Origin of the sequence: Cellulomonas sp. (genome assembly GCF_036279715.1) — a bacterium.
Classification (GTDB): Bacteria; Actinomycetota; Actinomycetes; order Actinomycetales; family Cellulomonadaceae; genus Cellulomonas_A.
Genome location: NZ_DASUIR010000133.1, coordinates 15,680 through 33,226 on the forward strand (window position 1 = coordinate 15,680; position 17,547 = coordinate 33,226).

Here is a 17,547-nt window from a genome sequence, read left to right on the forward strand (position 1 = left end):
CTCGGCATGCCAGCGACTGTCGGTCCCTCGCCCTACCCTCAGCGCCGACGCCGAGCCGCCCGTGGCCCGGCGCGTCCGAGGGCAGGAGTGGTTGATGAAGCACGTCGAGGTCGGGCCGGACGGCGCGCGGATGGGGTACGTCGAGCTCGACGGCAACGGACCCACGCTGGTGTACCTGCACGGCCTGGGGTCGTGCTCGGTGGCGTACTTCGCGCGGAGCGCCACCGAACCGGGCCTGGTCGGCCGCCACATCCTGATGCTCGACTTCCTGGGCTTCGGGCTCAGTGACCGGCCTGCGACGTTCGGCTACACGCCGGAGAACCACGCCGACGCGGTGGCACGGGCGCTCGACTCTCTCGGCGTCGTGGGCGCGGACGTCATCGCCCACAGCATGGGCGGTGGTGTCGGAGTCATCCTCGCGGACCGGCGTCCGGACCTCGTCGCCCGCCTGGTGCTCGCGGAGCCGTCGCTGCACCCCACGCCGCGTCCCCTCGTGGAGCAGTTCACGGAGGAGGAGTTCGTGCGGACCGGCTTCGGGCTCCGGCTGGCCGACGCCGGACCGACCTGGGCCGCCACGATGCGGCTGGCCGATCCCGTGGCCATGTACCGGTCGGAGCTCGGGCTCGGACCGACCATGCCGGTCCTCGACGAGGTGCTGCTCGGCCTGCCGATGCCCTGCGCCATCGTGGAGGGAGAGCTGTCGGGCTGGCTCGCGGGCGACCCGTCGATCCGCGCCGCGGGCATCTCGGTGCACGTCGTGCCGGACGCCGGGCACACGATGATGCTCGACAACCCGGTCGGCTTCGCCGCGGCTGTCGTTGCGGCCCTGGGTGCACCGGTGAGATGACGGCCCCGCGTTCCGCGCGGCGCGTCGCGGACGAGACTGAGACACACGGACGATCACGCTGCGAGGTGGCTCTCATGCCCCAGCAAGCACTACCCCGACCTGGCTGGTATCCGGGCTTGACGTCGAGCGTGCCGCTGCTCCGCTTCTGGGACGGAGCGCGCTGGACGTCCCAGACCCGGCTGGTCGACCGTGAACCTGGTCCCGGCGGGGAGAAGCCGGCGCCACGCAAGAAGCGGTGGTGGCAGGTCGTCATCGTGGGGTGCCGTCGGTGCCTTCGTGCTCGCGGCAGCCGTACGCCGCCTGTCCGCGGTTCCGTCAGCGACACTAGGTGACAGCAACATTCGCTCGACAAGGAGTCAACCGTGCCCCAGGGGACTGTCCGCTGGTTCGACGCCGAGCGGGGGTTCGGCTTCCTCGCCCTCGGGGACGAGACCGAGGACCTGTTCGTGCATGCGTCCGAGGTCATGAACGACGACGGGACGAACCTGCTCCGCGAGGGCCAGGTCGTCGAGTTCGAGGTGGGCGAGGGGGCCCGCGGCCCGCAGGCACGTCGCGTCCGGGTCACGGGCGACCACGCCCCGGATGCGCCCGTGGGCGTGCTCGGCACCGTCTCCTGGTACGAACCGGGCAAGGGGTACGGCTTCATCACGCCCGACGGCGGTGGCGCCGAGATCTTCGTGCACAGCTCGGCCATCGTGGTGGGTGGCGTGATCTCGGAAGGGCAGCGGGTGGCGTTCCTGGTTGTCGACGGGGTGAAGGGGCCGCAGGCGGACCACCTGCTGCCGCTCGGGCCCGAGGCCGCCCGGCCGGCTGTGGCGTCCGACGGAGCGGACGGCACCGTGTCCTGGTACGACGCGGGCAAGGGCTTCGGGTTCGTCACGCCCGACTCCGGCGGCGAGGATGCCTTCGTCCACGTCCGGGCGCTGGCCGGAGGGCTGTCCGAGCTGTCCGAGGGGGATCGCGTGACCTTCGACGTCGCCGACAGCGAGAAGGGGCCACAGGCCCGCAACGTCCAGCTCGTGCGCGGCTCGGCACAGCGGGGTGCCCCCGCGGCGTCGGCACGCGGTCGGTCCGCCCCCCCGACGGCATCGGCCCCCGCGAGGGCATCGGACGGCCCAGTGCGCGGCGGCGAGGGCGTAGTCACGCGCTACGACGCAGAGCGTGGTTTCGGCTTCATCGCCCCGGACGCGGGGGGTGTGGACCTGTTCGTGCACGTGTCGGTCGTGAGGGGCGCCGAAGCGCTGCAGGAGGGCGATCGGGTCCGGTACAAGGTGCGACAGAGCGATCGGGGACCGCAGGCCGACAGCGTCGAACGGGTGTGAGCTAGGCCTCGCCCTGCAGCATCGCCCGACGGAACCGTCCCGGATCGGTGGACGACGCACCTTGCCTCCCGTGCGTCACCAGGCGCGTCCGGCGGAATGTCACCGATCTCCCAAGAGTTGAGTCATGCAGGCTCATGTTCAAGCCGAGCAACTTGCGCCCCGCGCAGCCTCGGCGCAGACTTGAGCCAGCAGGACTCAACACGCGCCCGGCGGGTAGTCGTCGGGCATCGGTAGACGAAGGACGAGGCAGCACACATGGCACGAGCAGTCGGGATCGACCTGGGCACCACGAACTCGGTGGTCTCCGTCCTCGAGGGCGGCGAGCCCACGGTCATCGCCAACGCTGAGGGCGCTCGCACGACCCCGTCGGTCGTCGCGTTCTCCAAGACCGGTGAGGTGCTCGTCGGCGAGGTCGCCAAGCGCCAGGCCGTCACCAACGTCGAGCGGACGATCACCTCGGTCAAGCGCCACATGGGCACCGACTGGCACGTCGCGATCGACGAGAAGAGCTACAACGCGCAGGAGATCTCCGCGCGCATCCTCGGCAAGCTCAAGCGCGACGCCGAGCAGTACCTGGGCGAGCCGGTGACCGACGCGGTCATCACGGTCCCCGCGTACTTCAACGACGCCGAGCGCCAGGCCACCAAGGACGCCGGGCAGATCGCCGGCCTCAACGTCCTGCGCATCGTCAACGAGCCGACCGCGGCCGCGCTCGCCTACGGCCTCGACAAGGGCAAGGAGGACGAGCTCATCCTCGTCTTCGACCTCGGCGGCGGCACGTTCGACGTGTCCCTCCTCGAGGTGGGCAAGGACGACGACTTCTCGACCATCGAGGTCCGCGCGACCTCCGGCGACAACCGCCTCGGCGGCGACGACTGGGACCAGCGCGTCGTCGAGTACCTGATCAAGCAGGTCAAGAACTCGACCGGCGTCGACCTGTCCAAGGACAAGATCGCGCTGCAGCGTCTGCGTGAGGCGTCGGAGCAGGCCAAGAAGGAGCTCTCGTCCGCGACGAGCACCAACATCTCGATGCAGTACCTGTCCATGAGCGAGAACGGCCCGATCCACCTCGACGAGAAGCTGACCCGCGCGCAGTTCCAGCAGATGACCACGGACCTGCTCGAGCGGACCAAGGCGCCGTTCCGGGCCGTCATCCGTGACGCCGGCATCAGCGTCGACGACATCGACCACATCGTCCTCGTCGGCGGCTCGACCCGCATGCCCGCCGTCGCCGACGTCGTGCGCGAGCTGACCGGTGGCAAGGAGCCCAACAAGGGCGTCAACCCGGACGAGGTCGTCGCTGTCGGCGCCGCGCTCCAGGCCGGCGTCATCAAGGGCGAGCGCAAGGACGTCCTGCTCATCGACGTCACCCCCCTGAGCCTCGGCATCGAGACCAAGGGCGGCGTCATGACCAAGCTCATCGAGCGCAACACGGCCATCCCGACCAAGCGCAGCGAGATCTTCTCGACGGCCGACGACAACCAGCCGTCCGTCCTCATCCAGGTGTTCCAGGGTGAGCGCGAGTTCGCCCGCGACAACAAGCCGCTCGGCACCTTCGAGCTCACCGGCATCGCCCCGGCCCCCCGCGGCGTCCCGCAGATCGAGGTCACGTTCGACATCGACGCCAACGGCATCGTGCACGTGTCCGCGAAGGACCGCGGCACGGGCAAGGAGCAGTCGATGACGATCACCGGCGGCTCCGCGCTGCCGAAGGACGAGATCGACCGGATGGTCAAGGAGGCCGAGGCCCACGCGGCCGAGGACAAGGCGCGCCGCGAGGAGGCCGAGACCCGGAACACCGCCGAGCAGCTCGTCTACTCGACGGAGAAGGTCCTCGCCGACAACGCAGACAAGGTGCCCGACGCGGTCAAGACCGAGGTCAACGAGGCCATCGCCGAGCTCAAGACGGCGCTCGAGGGCTCGGACGTCGAGGCGGTCAAGGCCAAGCAGACGCACCTCGCGACCGTCAGCCAGAAGATCGGCGAGGCCATCTACGCGTCCGAGCAGTCGGCAGCAGCATCCGCCCCGGCCGACGGCGGCCACGAGAGCCCGGCCGCCTCGGACGAGGACGTCGTCGACGCCGAGATCGTGGACGAGGACGAGGCCAAGTGAGCGACGCCGAGACACCCGGCTCCGAGGAGACCCCCCGGTTCACGGACAAGCGACGCATCGACCCGGAGACGGGTGCCGTGCGCGAGCCGACCGCGCCCGAGGGCGCCGAGGTCGACCCGCTCGCGGGCCTCGACTTCGAGACGCCCACCACGTCGGGCGAACTCGTCCCGAGCCACCAGCTCGAGGCCGCCGAGGCGCTCGCAGCCGAACGGCTCGACGAGCTGCAGCGCCGCAACGCCGCCTACTTCAACCTCGAGACGCAGTACTCCAACTACGTCAAGCGGTCGAAGGCGGACGGGGCGATCCAGCGCGAGGAGGGTGTGGTGTCGGTCGTGGAGGCGCTCATCGGCGTCCTCGACGACATCGACCTCGCGCGTCAGCACGGTGACCTGGTCGGGCCGTTCGCCTCGATCGCCGAGAAGCTCGAGCAGACGCTCCAGCGGTTCGGCATCGAGAAGTACGGCGCGGTGGGTGAGGTGTTCGACCCGAACGTCCACGAGGCGCTCATGCACGGGCACTCGCCGGACGTCACCGAGCCGACCGTCCAGGCGGTGCTGCAGCCCGGCTACCGGGTAGGTGACAGGATCGTGCGCGCTGTCCGCGTCGCCGTCGTCGACCCCGAGGCCTGAGCGGCGGGAGCAAGGAAAGAGGCGCCGTGAGCGGCCAGGACTGGCTCGAGAAGGACTTCTACGCCGTGCTCGGCGTCCCCAAGGACGCCGATGCCCCGACGATCAAGAAGGCCTACCGCAAGCTCGCGCGCAACATGCACCCGGACCACAACCCGGGTGATGCCAAGGCCGAGGCGAAGTTCAAGGAGGTCGGCGAGGCCTACGCGGTCCTCTCTGACCCCGAGCAGCACCAGCAGTACGACCAGCTGCGCGCGATGGCCGGGGGCCCGCGGTTCGCCGCGGGCCCGGGCGGCGGCGGTGGCGCCGGGTTCGAGGACCTCTTCGGCGGGCTGTTCGGCGGCGGGCAGGCGCAGGGTCCGCGGGTGCGGTACCAGCAGACCGGCGGCGGGCAGGCCGGTGGCTTCGACGACATCCTCGGCGGGCTGTTCGGTGGTGGTGGTGGCGGGTTCGGCCAGCAGCGCGGTCCGCGTCCCGGCGCGGACCTGTCGGCCGTCACGACCCTGCCGTTCCGGCAGGCTGCGGAGGGCTCGACGATCACGCTCAGCGTCGAGGGCCGCTCGGTCACGACGCGCATCCCCGCGGGGGTGCGCGACGGGCAGAAGATCCGGCTGCGCGGCAAGGGCCGTCCCGGCGACCCCGGGGCACCTGCGGGCGACCTCGAGATCACGGTGCGGGTCACCCCGCACCCGGTGTTCACGCTCGAGGGGACCAACCTGCGCGTGACGGTCCCGGTCGCGTTCGACGAGGCCGCGCTCGGCGCCCAGATCGACGTCCCGACGCTCGACGGCGGGACGGTCCGGGTCAAGGTGCCCGAGGGCACGCCGTCGGGCCGGACCCTGCGCGTCAAGGGCAAGGGCGTGACGACGTCGAAGGGCACGGGCGACCTGCTCGTGACCGTGCAGGTCGTCGTGCCGCAGCGGCTGACCCCGGCCGCGCGTGAGGCCGTGCAGGCGTTCGGGATCGCCACGTCGGGCGAGGACGTCCGCGCCGACCTGCTCGCGCGGGCCAAGGTCTGAGCGAGAGCGTGCGAGGCATGGTGTCCGACGACGCGCCGGTCTACGTCATCTCGGTCGCGGCCGAGCTGGCCGGCATGCACCCGCAGACCCTGCGGCAGTACGACCGGCTCGGCATCGTCTCGCCCGGACGTGCCCGCGGGCGCGGACGACGGTACTCGTTGCGGGACATCGCGAACCTGCGTGAGGTCCAGCGGCTGTCGCACGACGAGGGCGTCAACCTCGCGGGCATCAAGCGCATCCTCGCCCTCGAGGGCGAGGTCGAGCAGCTGATGCGGCAGGTCGAGTACCTGCGCGCGTTCGCCGAGCCCGGTCGCCGCATCTTCACGGCCGACCCCACGGGCGACGTCGTGGCCGTCCGGCGCACCGAGCGGCGCACCCTGCGTCCGGTGCGGGGCGAGCTGCCCTCGCACCGGGGATCGCTCATCCTCTGGCGGCCCACCCCTCGTTGACCGACCCCCGCCGACCGCCACGACCGCGACGCGCGGGACGAATCGGACGGGTGCGCGCGACAGGGCTGTGGAGCGCCTTGTGGACGTCCGTGTGGAGCGCCTGTGGACGAGCGCGAACGTGCAGGTCCGGGGCTCTGTCAGTGCCCGGAGATACGCTCACTTATCCACAGGCGGGTGAAAAACGACACGGCTGTAACACTAGGAGTTGTGGTGAGGTGCATGTCCGACCACTAGGTGTAGTGTCTTCACTTATCCGCAGCGGGGGCTTGCGGACCACAGCGAGGTAGCAGAACGTGCACCACCACATCCATGAACACACTGACTCGGGGGAGCCACCCATGACGATCACGGTCTACAGCAAGCCGTCCTGCGTGCAGTGCAGCGCGACGTACCGCGCCATGGACAAGCTTGGCTTCGACTACGAGGTCGTGGACATCAGCCAGGACTCGGACGCTCGTGACTACGTCATGTCGCTCGGTCACCTGCAGGCTCCCGTGGTCGTCGCCGACGGTCACCACTGGTCCGGCTACCGCCCCGACCAGATCAAGGCGCTCGCCGAGCGCATGGCGGTCGCAGTCGCCTGACCGCACCGGCGGTCGGAGCACCGCACACCTCGACTCGTCTGCACGGCGCCGACCGGGCTCGAGAGCTGGCCTGAGAACTACTGAACCGTCCGAGACGTGGGAGCGGCACCGTGAGCTCACTTGTCTACTTCTCGAGCGTCTCGGAGAACACGCGGCGGTTCGTCGAACGGCTCGGGTTCGAGTCGCAGCGGATCCCGCTGACCCCGAAGCAGCCCTTCCTGAAGGTCCATGAGCCGTACGTCCTGGTGGTCCCCACCTACGGCGGCGGCAACGAAGGCGGCGCCGTCCCGCGGCAGGTCGTCAAGTTCCTCAACGACGAGGGCAACAGATCACACCTCCGCGGCGTCATCGCGGCAGGCAACACCAACTTCGGAGCGGCGTACTGCATCGCGGGAGACATCGTCGCCGCGAAGTGCCAGGTCCCGTACCTGTACGCCTTCGAGCTCCTGGGAACGAACGAGGACGTCACCCGCGTCCGTGAAGGATTGAGGACATTTTGGCAGCGACAGCGACTGACACCGGCGTAGCGACGGAGATGGACTACCACTCGCTCAACGCGATGCTCAACCTCTACGGCCCGAACGGCGAGATCCAGTTCGACAAGGACCGTGAGGCCGCGCGGCAGTACTTCCTGCAGCACGTCAACCAGAACACCGTCTTCTTCCACGACCTCGCGGAGAAGCTCGAGTACCTGGTCGAGCACAAGTACTACGAGCCCGGCATCCTTGCCAAGTACGACGCGGCGTTCATCAAGAGCCTCTTCGAGCACGCGTACTCGAAGAAGTTCCGGTTCCAGACGTTCCTCGGGGCCTTCAAGTACTACACGTCGTACACGCTCAAGACGTTCGACGGGAAGCGCTACCTCGAGCGCTTCGAGGACCGCGTCTGCATGGTCGCCCTCACGCTCGCGGACGGCGACCAGGACGTCGCGATCTCGATCGTCGACGAGATCATCTCGGGCCGGTTCCAGCCCGCGACCCCGACCTTCCTCAACTCGGGCAAGGCGCAGCGCGGCGAGGCCGTCTCGTGCTTCCTGCTCCGCATCGAGGACAACATGGAGTCCATCGCGCGCGGCATCAACTCCGCGCTGCAGCTCTCCAAGCGTGGCGGCGGCGTCGCGCTGCTGCTGAGCAACATCCGTGAGCACGGCGCGCCGATCAAGCACATCGAGAACCAGTCGTCGGGCGTCATCCCCGTGATGAAGCTCCTCGAGGACTCCTTCTCGTACGCGAACCAGCTCGGCGCTCGTCAGGGTGCCGGCGCGGTGTACCTGCACGCGCACCACCCCGACATCATGCGGTTCCTCGACACGAAGCGTGAGAACGCCGACGAGAAGATCCGCATCAAGACGCTGTCCCTCGGCGTCGTCATCCCGGACATCACGTTCGAGCTCGCCCGCAAGAACGAGCCGATGTACCTGTTCTCGCCGTACGACGTCGAGCGGGTCTACGGCGTGCCGTTCGCGGACATCTCCGTGACCGAGAAGTACCACGAGATGGTGGACGACGCGCGGATCCACAAGACGCGCATCGACGCACGCGAGTTCTTCCAGACGCTCGCCGAGCTCCAGTTCGAGTCCGGCTACCCGTACCTCATGTTCGAGGACACGGTGAACAAGGCCAACCCCATCAAGGGGAAGATCACGCACTCGAACCTGTGCTCCGAGATCCTCCAGGTCTCGACGCCCTCGACGTACAACGAGGACCTGTCGTACAGCAGCGTCGGCCGCGACATCTCCTGCAACCTCGGCTCGATGAACATCGCGCTCGCGATGGACTCGCCCGACTTCGGGCGGACGGTCGAGGTCGCGATCCGTGCCCTGACCGCGGTCTCGGACCAGACGAGCATCGAGTCGGTGCCGTCGATCAAGCGGGCCAACGCCGGCGGCCACGCGATCGGCCTCGGGCAGATGAACCTGCACGGCTACCTGGCGCGCGAGCGCGTGCACTACGGGTCCGCCGAGGGCCTCGACTTCACGAACATCTACTTCTACACGGTCGCCTACCACGCGATCCGTGCGTCGAACCGGCTCGCGATCGAGCGGAACAAGGCGTTCGAGGGCTTCGAGGACTCGACCTACGCGACGGGTGCCTACTTCGAGAAGTACGTGACGCAGACGTGGGAGCCCAAGACGGCCCGCGTCCGTGAGCTGTTCGAGAACGCCGGCGTCGCGATCCCGACGCAGGAGGACTGGAAGGCGCTGTCGGCGTCCGTCCAGGCCCACGGCCTGTACAACCAGAACCTCCAGGCCGTCCCCCCGACGGGCTCCATCTCCTACATCAACCACTCGACGTCGTCGATCCACCCGGTCGCCTCGAAGATCGAGATCCGCAAGGAGGGCAAGATCGGGCGCGTCTACTACCCGGCGCCCTTCCTGACGAACGACAACCTCGAGTACTACGACGACGCGTACGAGATCGGCTACGAGAAGATCATCGACACGTACGCCGAGGCCACCCAGCACGTCGACCAGGGCCTGTCCCTGACGCTGTTCTTCAAGGACACCGTGACGACGCGCGACATCAACAAGGCGCAGATCTACGCCTGGCGCAAGGGCATCAAGACGCTCTACTACATCCGCCTGCGCCAGCAGGCGCTCGAGGGCACCGAGGTCGAGAACTGCGTCTCGTGCATGCTCTGAGCGGGGCGCATGCTGGGTGCAGGACCGCGGTGCGGTGGGCCATGACAAAGACGGAGAAGTGATGCACGAGAAGCTCAAGCTGGTCAGCAGTGTCCAGGCCATCAACTGGAACCGTCTCGAGGACGACAAGGACGCCGAGGTCTGGGACCGCCTGGTCGGCAACTTCTGGATCCCCGAGAAGATCCCGCTGTCCAACGACATCCAGTCGTGGGGGACGCTGACCCCGCAGGAGCAGCAGCTCACGACGCGGGTGTTCACGGGCCTGACCCTCCTGGACACCATCCAGGGCACGGTCGGCGCGGTGAGCCTGATCCCCGACGCGATCACGCCTCACGAGGAGGCGGTCTACACCAACATCGCGTTCATGGAGTCGGTGCACGCGAAGTCGTACTCGTCGATCTTCTCGACGCTCAACACGACGCCTGAGATCGACGACGCGTTCCGCTGGTCGGAGGAGAACCCGAACCTCCAGCGCAAGGCCGAGATCGTCATGAAGTACTACCGGGGCGACGACCCGCTCAAGCGCAAGGTCGCCTCGACCCTGCTCGAGTCGTTCCTGTTCTACTCGGGCTTCTACCTGCCCATGTACTGGTCGAGCCGCGCCAAGCTCACCAACACGGCCGACCTCATCCGCCTGATCATCCGCGACGAGGCCGTGCACGGGTACTACATCGGCTACAAGTTCCAGAAGGGCCTCGAGAAGGTCTCCGAGGCCGAGCGTGCCTCGATCAAGGAGTACACGTTCGAGCTGCTCTTCGAGCTGTACGACAACGAGGTGGAGTACACCCAGGACCTCTACGACGGCGTCGGCCTGACCGAGGACGTCAAGAAGTTCCTGCGCTACAACGCCAACAAGGCGCTCATGAACCTCGGCTACGAGGCGCTGTTCCCGCGGGACGAGACGGACGTCAACCCGGCGATCCTCTCGGCGCTGAGCCCGAACGCCGACGAGAACCACGACTTCTTCTCGGGGTCCGGCTCGTCGTACGTCATCGGCAAGGCGGTCAACACCGAGGACGAGGACTGGGACTTCTGACGGCGGGGCAGTCCGGCTCAGGTGTGCGGCCGGACCGCCTCGGCGAAGTGCCGCACGAGGTCGGAGGCCACAGGCACGAGGGCCCGCTCACCGATGACCAGGCTCGGGTCGTGCGACCGCATCCTTGATGCCTCGGCGAGTGCGGGCAGCGGGTCGACGCCGGCGTCGGCCAGGAACGCCACCAGCACCGCTCGCGCCGCCTCGGAGTACTCCCCGTCGGCGTCGGCCGCCACCTCCGCGATGACCAGCGCGGTCATGGCGACGTCGAGCGCCGCCGTGCCTGCGCGAGCGTTGACCCAGTCGACGACTGCCGGCCCGTGGGCCTCGGTGAGGACGACGTTCGCCGGGTGGAGGTCCAGGTGGACGACCACCTCGCCGAACAGGGCGGGCCGCCCGGGCAGGTCGATCGCCGGGATGGCGTGGAGCCGGGCGTGGAGGTCCGCGAGGATCCGGCCCGCCTCGCGCACGCTGGTCTCGTCGGCCGCGAGGGACTGCAGCAGCGTGGGGCCGTGGAGCCATTCCATCTCAAGGTCCGGGCCCTCGGCGCGGTACACGAGCGGCGCCGGGAACCCGTGCGCCGTCACATGGCGGACGATGCTCGCCTCGACGGCCGTGCTGCGACCCGAGCGGTTGCGCCGCAGGACGCGCTCCTCCGTGAGCGCGAACACGTCGGCATCACGCCCGGAGGCGACCAGGGGGCCGAGGACGACATGCGGCCACGGCTCAGCAGCCGGTTCGTCGCGCGACCCGGCCGCAGTGCGAGCGCCACGCCCATCGTTGTGATGGGCGAGTCCCCTGATCCCCATGAAATGACGGTAACCGTGTTCGCGGCATATGTCCCTCTATCGGGGGATCAGGTTGTCGCGGGCCGATCGACACCTGCGTCGAGGCGGGTCTCAGTGGTCAGGTCTCAGCGGGACAGCTCGGTCAGCAGCTGGACGGCACGCTCGTGCGTCCCCGGGAGGGCCTCGACCCACAGTCGCGGCGGCTGCCGGACCAGGTCCTGGACGTCGAGCAGCCCGGCCTGGTGGGCGACATGGGCCCGGACGGCTCGAACCTGTCCGCCGAGTCCCGGGCCGCGTTCGGTGAGGATGGCGAACAGTCCGCCGCCCAGGGTCGCCATCGGATGACCGAGCCCGTACGCGTCGCGCAGCGCGGAGCCGACGGCGGCGGACCGGGCCATGCGGGTCCACGGCGAGACGTCCGCGACGGCCACGTCGACCAGCAGCAGGCAGTGCGTGAGCTCGGCGGCGGACTCCGCTCGACCGGCCACGCCATACGTCTCGGCCAGGCGGGTGCCGAGGAACTCCCGGGTCGGCAGACCCGACTCGGGGTCGACGCACGAGCCGGAGGTCGGCATGCCGGCCTGCGCCTCGGCCCAGCCCTCGCACAGCGCGCGGACGACGGCGAGCGGCGGTTCGGCGATACCGGTCGAGCGGTACAGGCACGCGAGGTCGTCGATCGTCTCGGCGATCCCGACGCCGTCGAACCCGCGGACCGATCCGAGCCGTTCGGCGGCGCTCGACGCGTCGGCGTCCGTGAGCACGGCCTCGACGAGGGCGTCGACAGCAGGGTGGTACCAGTCGGACGGCCGGAGCCAGACCGACTGCTCGCTCTGGTGCCGCCAGCTCTCGCGAAGGCTCGGCGGGAGCGCGGGAATGCCCGGTCGCAGTGTGGCCACGACTGATGAGAGTGGCGGACGACCGGATCGTGACGCGTGTTCGACCACTTCTTTGCGGACAGGCTCCGCGGAGGCGTGTTTCGTGGGGGGCGCATGCGGTGAATCGTCCGGATGTGGCACCCTGAGGGCGAGGGCGACCGATTCGTCGGAATGCGTGTGGCATCCCCGGCCCGGATGCTGTGCGCCGCACAGTGGTCGACCGCTGGCGAGGAGGGGTGAGTGTCGAGCAACGCGCAGGTCGCCGGTGCGATCCTCAGTGACGCGGAGCTGATCACCGCTGCCCGCGCCGGCGACTCGAGCGCGTTCGGCCAGCTCTACGAGCGCCACGCCGGTGCCGCGTGGGCCGTCGCCCGGCAGTACACGAACTCGCAGGCGGACGCCGAGGACGTCGTCGCTGACGCGTTCACGAAGGTGTGGACGGTGGTCTCCGGTGGAGGCGGCCCCGATGTCGCGTTCCGCGCCTATCTCTTCACCGTCATCCGCCGTCTCGGGATGTTGCGCGTCGAGGGTGGCCGGCGGGTCACCCCGACCGACGACGCCGCGACGTTCGAGGCCGCGTTCGGCGACCAGGAGTCCACCGAGAACCCGGCACTCGCGGGCTTCGAGCGGGGGGTTGTCGCGCGCGCGTTCCGCACGCTCCCCGAGCGTTGGCAGGCCGCGCTCTGGTACACCGAGGTCGAGTCACTGACCCCGGCCGAGATCGCCCCGCTTCTGGGGCTGACCGCGAACGGCGTCGCGGCGCTCGCCTACCGTGCGCGCGAGGGTCTGCGGCAGGCGTACCTCCAGATGCACCTGCAGCAGCCGCTCGACCTGGGCTGCCGCGACGTCGCCGGCAAGCTCGGGGCCTACGTGCGCGGTGGGCTCGCTGCTCGCGAGACCGCCCAGGTCGACGAGCACCTCGAGTCGTGCGGTCGGTGCCGCGCGCTCGTGCTCGAGCTCGGCGACGTCAGCCACGGCATGCGTGCCGTCATCGCGCCGCTCGTCCTCGGCGTGCTCGGGCTCGGCGCGCTCACCCACCCGCTGCCCGTTGGCGGCGGGCTCGCTGCCGGTGTCGCTGCGCTCGGCAACGGCTCGGCGGCGGCCGCGGCCGGGGCAGGCGCTGGTACCGGCACAGGGGCGAGCGCGGGTGCAGGTGCGGGTGCGACGGGCGCGGGCGGAGCGGGTGCGGTCAGCACGGGCGCTGTCGCGACCGTCGGTCCGGGCGCGGCGGTGGGCGCGGGCGCGGGCGCGGGGGCGGCCGCCGGCACGGGCGCCCTGGCGGCCGTCGGCTCGGTCGCTGCGACGGGTGGCCTCGCGGCCTTCCTCGGAGCCCTTCCGATCGGCATCGTCGCCGCCGCCGCAGCTGTGGTCGTCGCCGGTGTCGCCGGCATCGCGGGTCTCCTCGGGGTGTTCTCGTCCGGGGTGCCCGAGTCCGGACCGCCGCCCGAGGCGGCCGCCATGAGCACGGTGTCGCCCGAGCCGACCGGGACCGCGTCGTCGGGCCTCGTGCCCACCGCGACGCCGACTGACGGCCCGACCGACAGCCCGACGATCGCCGCCGCTCCCGGACCGACCGACGTCCCGACCGACGCGGCCACCCCCGTCCCGACCGCCGTCCCGACCGGTGTCGCGGTCGCCGGCACGGGTTCGGCCGTCGTGCCGGCGCCGACGTCGTCCCCGACTGTGCCCGCCGTCGTCGATCCCGTCCCGGCGCCGGTCACGTCCGGGACCCCGGTCGCGACCCCGCCGCCGGCGCCGACCGCGGATCCCGTCGTCCCCGGCGCGCCGGCGTTCCAGCTCACCACGGCCCCGCTCACGCTCGCCGCGCAGGCCGCGGCCCAGTCGGTCAGCCTGACCGTGACGAACACCGGCACCGCCGACGCCACGGATCTCACCGCCGACGTGACCCTCCCGGCCGGTGCGGTCGTCACGGGGGCGACGACGACCCTGACGTCCTTCGTCCTGGCGGGGCGGTTCGAGGCGGCCGCTCCTGCGACCGACTGGACGTGCACGCCCGGATCAGACCCCCAGCACGCGACCTGCCGGCTCGCCCTGCTCGCGAGCGGCGCGACCTCGCGACTGACGCTGACGGTCCTGGTCGGCGAGGACCAGGACGTGAGTCCGGCCGACTCGAGCGCCATCTCCGTCGTGATCCGCGGTCTCGGGATCGAACCGCAGACGCTCACGGCTCCGGTGACCATGAAGCCGTCGGCCGCGCGCCTGCGGCTCGACGCGACACCGACCGTCGAACCTCTCGTGGCGGACAACGTCCCGAACGCTGCCCCGACGAGCCGCGGCACCCTGCACCTCGCGCTGTCGAACGCCGGGCAGCTCGCTGCCGCGACGCCGACCGTGACCCTGCAGCTCCCGCCGAGGGTCCACGTGGCGGGCGCGTCCGGGTCGTGGACGTGCACCCCGAGCTGGCCGGGCGGGTTCGACGTGTCCGCTGAGCCGGCCGGCGGTGAGTCCGTCACATGCACACGGCCACAGCTCGGCGGGAGGGCGGCCGACGCGCTCGACCTCGAGCTCTACGCCATGGTCGGGGCGATCCAGACGGCCTCACCCGAGGTCAGTCTCGGGCTGTCGCCGGACGCGCCGCAGGTCAGCCAGGGCATCCGGGTCGGCCTCGACATCCGCACCCCGGCAGAGCTGCGCGTCACGGTGCCCGCGTCGTCGGCAGCGATCGACCTCGTCGCCGGCGCGCCGGCGCGCATCCCGGTGACGGTGACGAACGTCGGCCAGACCCACGCGACGGACTCCCGCGTGCTGCTCACCCTGCCGGCCGGTGCGCGGTGGACAGGTCCCGCCGTCGTGGCCCCGGGCTGGGCGTGCGTCGGCGCGGGCACGTCGCGGGAGGCGCTGCCGACGGACGCGACGATCGAGTGCACGACGCCGACGATCGCGCGCGGCGCCGCGACAGTACTCACGGCGGGGCTCTCGTCCGACGGGTCGGTGAGGGGGCTGCTCCCCAGCTTTCGGGCGACAGTCCAGCCGATCGGAGGTCCGGACGGTTCGAGCGTCGACGTCGCGGTGACCGTGCACGCCTCGGCGCTCGAGGTGGCAGCGGCGCCCGCGATCGTGCACGCCGGCACGTTCGCCGTCGGTGACCAGGCCTCGTTGACGTTCACGGTCGCCAACAGCGGCAACGCAGCTGCCACGTCGTCGAGCGCGACCGTGAGCCTCCCGACGCAGGTCGTGGCGGCTCTCGACGCCGGCTCGACGTCCGGATGCGCCGCCGCTACCGGCGGACGCACGGTGACGTGCGACCTCGGCGCGCTCGCGGCGGGCCAGGACACGAAGGTGCAGCTCGGCGTGCGCGCGGTGAACGCCGGCTCGGGCGACGTCGCTGTCACGCTGTCGGGCGGGAACGGCCCGGCCGCCGGGGACTCCGAGCCCGTCGTGGTCGCGTCCGGCGGCCTCATGCCCAGGTTCAGCACCGTGGGGCTGGCGGGCACGTGGAACGTGGTGGAGATGGGCGCGCCGCTCCTGACGTGCTCGCCGAGCGCGCAGTGCTCCGGGGCGCTCACCGGCAAGGGCCCGACGCTGAACAACAACGACCTGACGATGGTGGCGCTCCTCGAGAAGGGCATCGCCGACGCGAAGGTCGCCTCGAGCGCGCAGCTGCACATGCCTGCCGGACGCGAGGTCGCGTTCGCCGGTCTGTACTGGGCGGCCTCGGGCGGCTCGCCGACGACGCAGCCTGTGACCGCCCGGCTCGCCGGACCCGGGCGGGGCTTCGCCGCCGTGACCGGCGCGCTGCTCGCCCCCACGGGCGGCGCTGCCGGCGCGCACGAGTACCAGGCGTTCGCCGACGTGACGGCCCAGGTGCGCACGGGCGGCGCCGGTGCCTGGACGTTCGCCGACCCGTCCAACGGGGTCGGTTCGGGCGCGGGGGCCTATGCCGGGTGGGCGCTCGTCGTGGTCTACGCCGACAGCTCGGCAGGTGCCGGGACGGTCGTCGTGCACGACGGCGCGGTCACGGTGAACGTCGGGTCGTCAGCGAGCCTGTCCGTCGCCACGACGCCCGGGCAGACCGCGCGGGTCGGGGTCGTCGCCTGGGAGGGCGATCGCGGCAGCTCGGGCGACACGCTCACGCTCGACGGCGCTCCGCTCGTGCCGGTGCGGTGGACCGGGTCAGGCGACGCCGCGGGTGACGCCACGAACGCCTTCGACTCGACCGCGGTCGGCTCGGACTACGCCAACTCGCTCGGGGTCGACGCGAAGGGCTTCCTGGGGACGGTGATCGCTGCGCCGCGCGCCCCGGCCGTGGCGGGCTCGAGCGTGCTCACGGCGCGGTCCCCCCACGAGGCCTTCGTCCTCGGCGTCGTGACGGTGCTCACCCGCTGACGCGACGCCCCACCCGCTGAGCCCCGAACCTCATCCGCCGTGCCGGTGCCTCAGGTCTCGCGCTCGATCACGGCCGCGACCGCAGCCTCGACCGGGACCTCCCCGGACACGAGCTCGAGCACGAGCCCCGCAGTGCGCGGCTCGTGCAGCAGCTCGACGATGACCCGGGCGACGTCGTCGCGCGGGACCGTGCCGGCTGGGACGTCCTCGTCCAGCCGGACGTGCCCCGTACCCGCGTCGTCGGTCAGGGCGCCGGGCCGCAGGATCGTCCAGTCGAGGTCCCGGCCGACCAGGTCCGCCTCGCTCGCGCTCTTGGCGCGCAGGTAGCTCGCGAACACCGCGTCCATCCCGGGCTCCGGCTCGCTGCCCGCACCCATCGAGGACACGAGCACATAGCGGCGGACCCCGGCGAGCGTCGCGCCGTCGGCCACGAGCGATGCGCCACCCCGGTCGACCGCGTCCTTGCGCTCGGCGCCGCTGCCCGGTCCCGCGCCCGCGGCGAACACCACGGCGTCGGCCCCCGACAGGGCTCCCGCGACCTCGTGCACGGTCGCGGTCTCGAGGTCGAGCACGACGGCGCCCGAGCCGTCGGACTGCACGTCGGCGACGTGGTCCGGGTTGCGAACGAGTCCCACGGGCGTGTCGCCCCGTTCGACGAGCGCCCGGGCCAGGCGCCGAGCGACCTGACCGTGCCCGCCTGCCACCACGATGCGCATGGATCCACCGTAGGACGGGTGCGCGGATCTTGCTGTGCGCGCGGCTCCGTCCCGCTCTGTGGACGCATTCGGCGCTCCCGTCTCAGTGTGTGGTCGAATTCAGCCATGTCCGGCCTCTGCACCCGTGGTTCGTCGTGCGACCTCGTCGCGCGTCGAATGTGCTGCCTGGCCGTCCGCTCCTGCTGTTG

At 70.8% G+C, this 17,547-nt stretch carries 15 protein-coding genes; 12 read left to right on the forward strand and 3 right to left on the reverse strand.

Features of this window, described 5'->3' with window-relative positions; all coding sequences use genetic code 11:
• The first annotated feature begins 94 nt into the window (after positions 1–94).
• From VFW79_RS12670 to nrdF, 11 genes are all read left to right on the forward strand, one after another.
• The gene (locus VFW79_RS12670; RefSeq protein WP_329677651.1) at positions 95–847 is read left to right on the forward strand and encodes an alpha/beta hydrolase; all 753 of its coding nucleotides are present in this window, start codon (positions 95–97) and stop codon (positions 845–847) included.
• Positions 848–921: 74 nt separating this feature from the next.
• A complete protein-coding gene (locus VFW79_RS16520) occupies positions 922–1,179 on the forward strand; it encodes a DUF2510 domain-containing protein (protein WP_414647963.1) in 258 nt (85 codons plus the stop codon).
• 30 nt (positions 1,180–1,209) lie between these two features.
• Complete coding sequence (locus VFW79_RS12675) at positions 1,210–2,169, forward strand: cold-shock protein (protein ID WP_329677652.1); 960 nt, start codon at positions 1,210–1,212, stop codon at positions 2,167–2,169.
• A gap of 255 nt (positions 2,170–2,424) precedes the next feature.
• Positions 2,425–4,281, forward strand: coding sequence for a molecular chaperone DnaK (gene dnaK / locus VFW79_RS12680; protein ID WP_329677653.1), 1,857 nt, complete (start codon positions 2,425–2,427; stop codon positions 4,279–4,281).
• Positions 4,278–4,910 (forward strand): nucleotide exchange factor GrpE, encoded by a 633-nt coding sequence (gene grpE, locus VFW79_RS12685; protein WP_329677654.1) that lies wholly within the window; start codon positions 4,278–4,280, stop codon positions 4,908–4,910. The genes dnaK and grpE overlap by 4 nt, the downstream gene beginning before the upstream one ends.
• Positions 4,911–4,936: 26 nt before the next feature.
• Positions 4,937–5,926 (forward strand): DnaJ C-terminal domain-containing protein, encoded by a 990-nt coding sequence (locus VFW79_RS12690; RefSeq protein WP_329677655.1) that lies wholly within the window; start codon positions 4,937–4,939, stop codon positions 5,924–5,926.
• Between the two features lie 17 nt (positions 5,927–5,943).
• Positions 5,944–6,375 carry a heat shock protein transcriptional repressor HspR gene (locus VFW79_RS12695; RefSeq protein WP_329677656.1) on the forward strand — a complete coding sequence of 144 codons (432 nt, stop codon included), beginning with the start codon at positions 5,944–5,946 and terminating at the stop codon, positions 6,373–6,375.
• Positions 6,376–6,713: 338 nt separating this feature from the next.
• On the forward strand, positions 6,714–6,959 hold the full coding sequence (gene nrdH, locus VFW79_RS12700) for a glutaredoxin-like protein NrdH (protein WP_109131465.1): 246 nt from the start codon (positions 6,714–6,716) through the stop codon (positions 6,957–6,959).
• A gap of 110 nt (positions 6,960–7,069) precedes the next feature.
• Positions 7,070–7,486, forward strand: coding sequence for a class Ib ribonucleoside-diphosphate reductase assembly flavoprotein NrdI (gene nrdI, locus VFW79_RS12705; protein WP_329677657.1), 417 nt, complete (start codon positions 7,070–7,072; stop codon positions 7,484–7,486).
• A gap of 8 nt (positions 7,487–7,494) precedes the next feature.
• Entirely contained in the window at positions 7,495–9,600 is a 2,106-nt protein-coding gene (gene nrdE, locus VFW79_RS12710) for a class 1b ribonucleoside-diphosphate reductase subunit alpha (RefSeq protein WP_329677658.1), read from the forward strand.
• Between the two features lie 61 nt (positions 9,601–9,661).
• A complete protein-coding gene (gene nrdF / locus VFW79_RS12715) occupies positions 9,662–10,636 on the forward strand; it encodes a class 1b ribonucleoside-diphosphate reductase subunit beta (RefSeq protein WP_329677659.1) in 975 nt (324 codons plus the stop codon).
• 17 nt (positions 10,637–10,653) lie between these two features.
• Here nrdF and VFW79_RS12720 read toward each other — a convergent pair whose 3' ends face one another.
• Positions 10,654–11,442 carry a phosphotransferase gene (locus tag VFW79_RS12720; RefSeq protein WP_329677660.1) on the reverse strand — a complete coding sequence of 263 codons (789 nt, stop codon included), beginning with the start codon at positions 11,440–11,442 and terminating at the stop codon, positions 10,654–10,656.
• Between the two features lie 104 nt (positions 11,443–11,546).
• Positions 11,547–12,317, reverse strand: a complete 771-nt coding sequence (locus VFW79_RS12725) for a hypothetical protein (protein WP_329677661.1) — start codon at positions 12,315–12,317, stop codon at positions 11,547–11,549.
• A gap of 219 nt (positions 12,318–12,536) precedes the next feature.
• Here VFW79_RS12725 and VFW79_RS12730 point away from each other — a divergent pair, with 219 nt between their 5' ends.
• Positions 12,537–16,643, forward strand: a complete 4,107-nt coding sequence (locus tag VFW79_RS12730; protein WP_329677662.1) for a sigma-70 family RNA polymerase sigma factor — start codon at positions 12,537–12,539, stop codon at positions 16,641–16,643.
• Between the two features lie 50 nt (positions 16,644–16,693).
• Here the strand turns inward: VFW79_RS12730 and VFW79_RS12735 are convergent, their stop codons facing one another.
• Positions 16,694–17,359 carry an SDR family oxidoreductase gene (locus VFW79_RS12735; RefSeq protein ID WP_329677663.1) on the reverse strand — a complete coding sequence of 222 codons (666 nt, stop codon included), beginning with the start codon at positions 17,357–17,359 and terminating at the stop codon, positions 16,694–16,696.
• Positions 17,360–17,547: the final 188 nt, after the last annotated feature.

Coding starts and splice junctions, on each gene's coding strand:
- VFW79_RS12670 (WP_329677651.1), top strand. CDS start 95: ATGAAGCACGTCGAGGTCGGGCCGGACGGCGCGCGGATGGGGTACGTC.
- VFW79_RS16520 (WP_414647963.1), top strand. CDS start 922: ATGCCCCAGCAAGCACTACCCCGACCTGGCTGGTATCCGGGCTTGACG.
- dnaK (WP_329677653.1), top strand. CDS start 2,425: ATGGCACGAGCAGTCGGGATCGACCTGGGCACCACGAACTCGGTGGTC.
- VFW79_RS12695 (WP_329677656.1), top strand. CDS start 5,944: ATGGTGTCCGACGACGCGCCGGTCTACGTCATCTCGGTCGCGGCCGAG.
- nrdH (WP_109131465.1), top strand. CDS start 6,714: ATGACGATCACGGTCTACAGCAAGCCGTCCTGCGTGCAGTGCAGCGCG.
- nrdE (WP_329677658.1), top strand. CDS start 7,495: ATGGACTACCACTCGCTCAACGCGATGCTCAACCTCTACGGCCCGAAC.
- nrdF (WP_329677659.1), top strand. CDS start 9,662: ATGCACGAGAAGCTCAAGCTGGTCAGCAGTGTCCAGGCCATCAACTGG.
- VFW79_RS12720 (WP_329677660.1), bottom strand. CDS start 11,442: ATGGGGATCAGGGGACTCGCCCATCACAACGATGGGCGTGGCGCTCGC.
- VFW79_RS12735 (WP_329677663.1), bottom strand. CDS start 17,359: ATGCGCATCGTGGTGGCAGGCGGGCACGGTCAGGTCGCTCGGCGCCTG.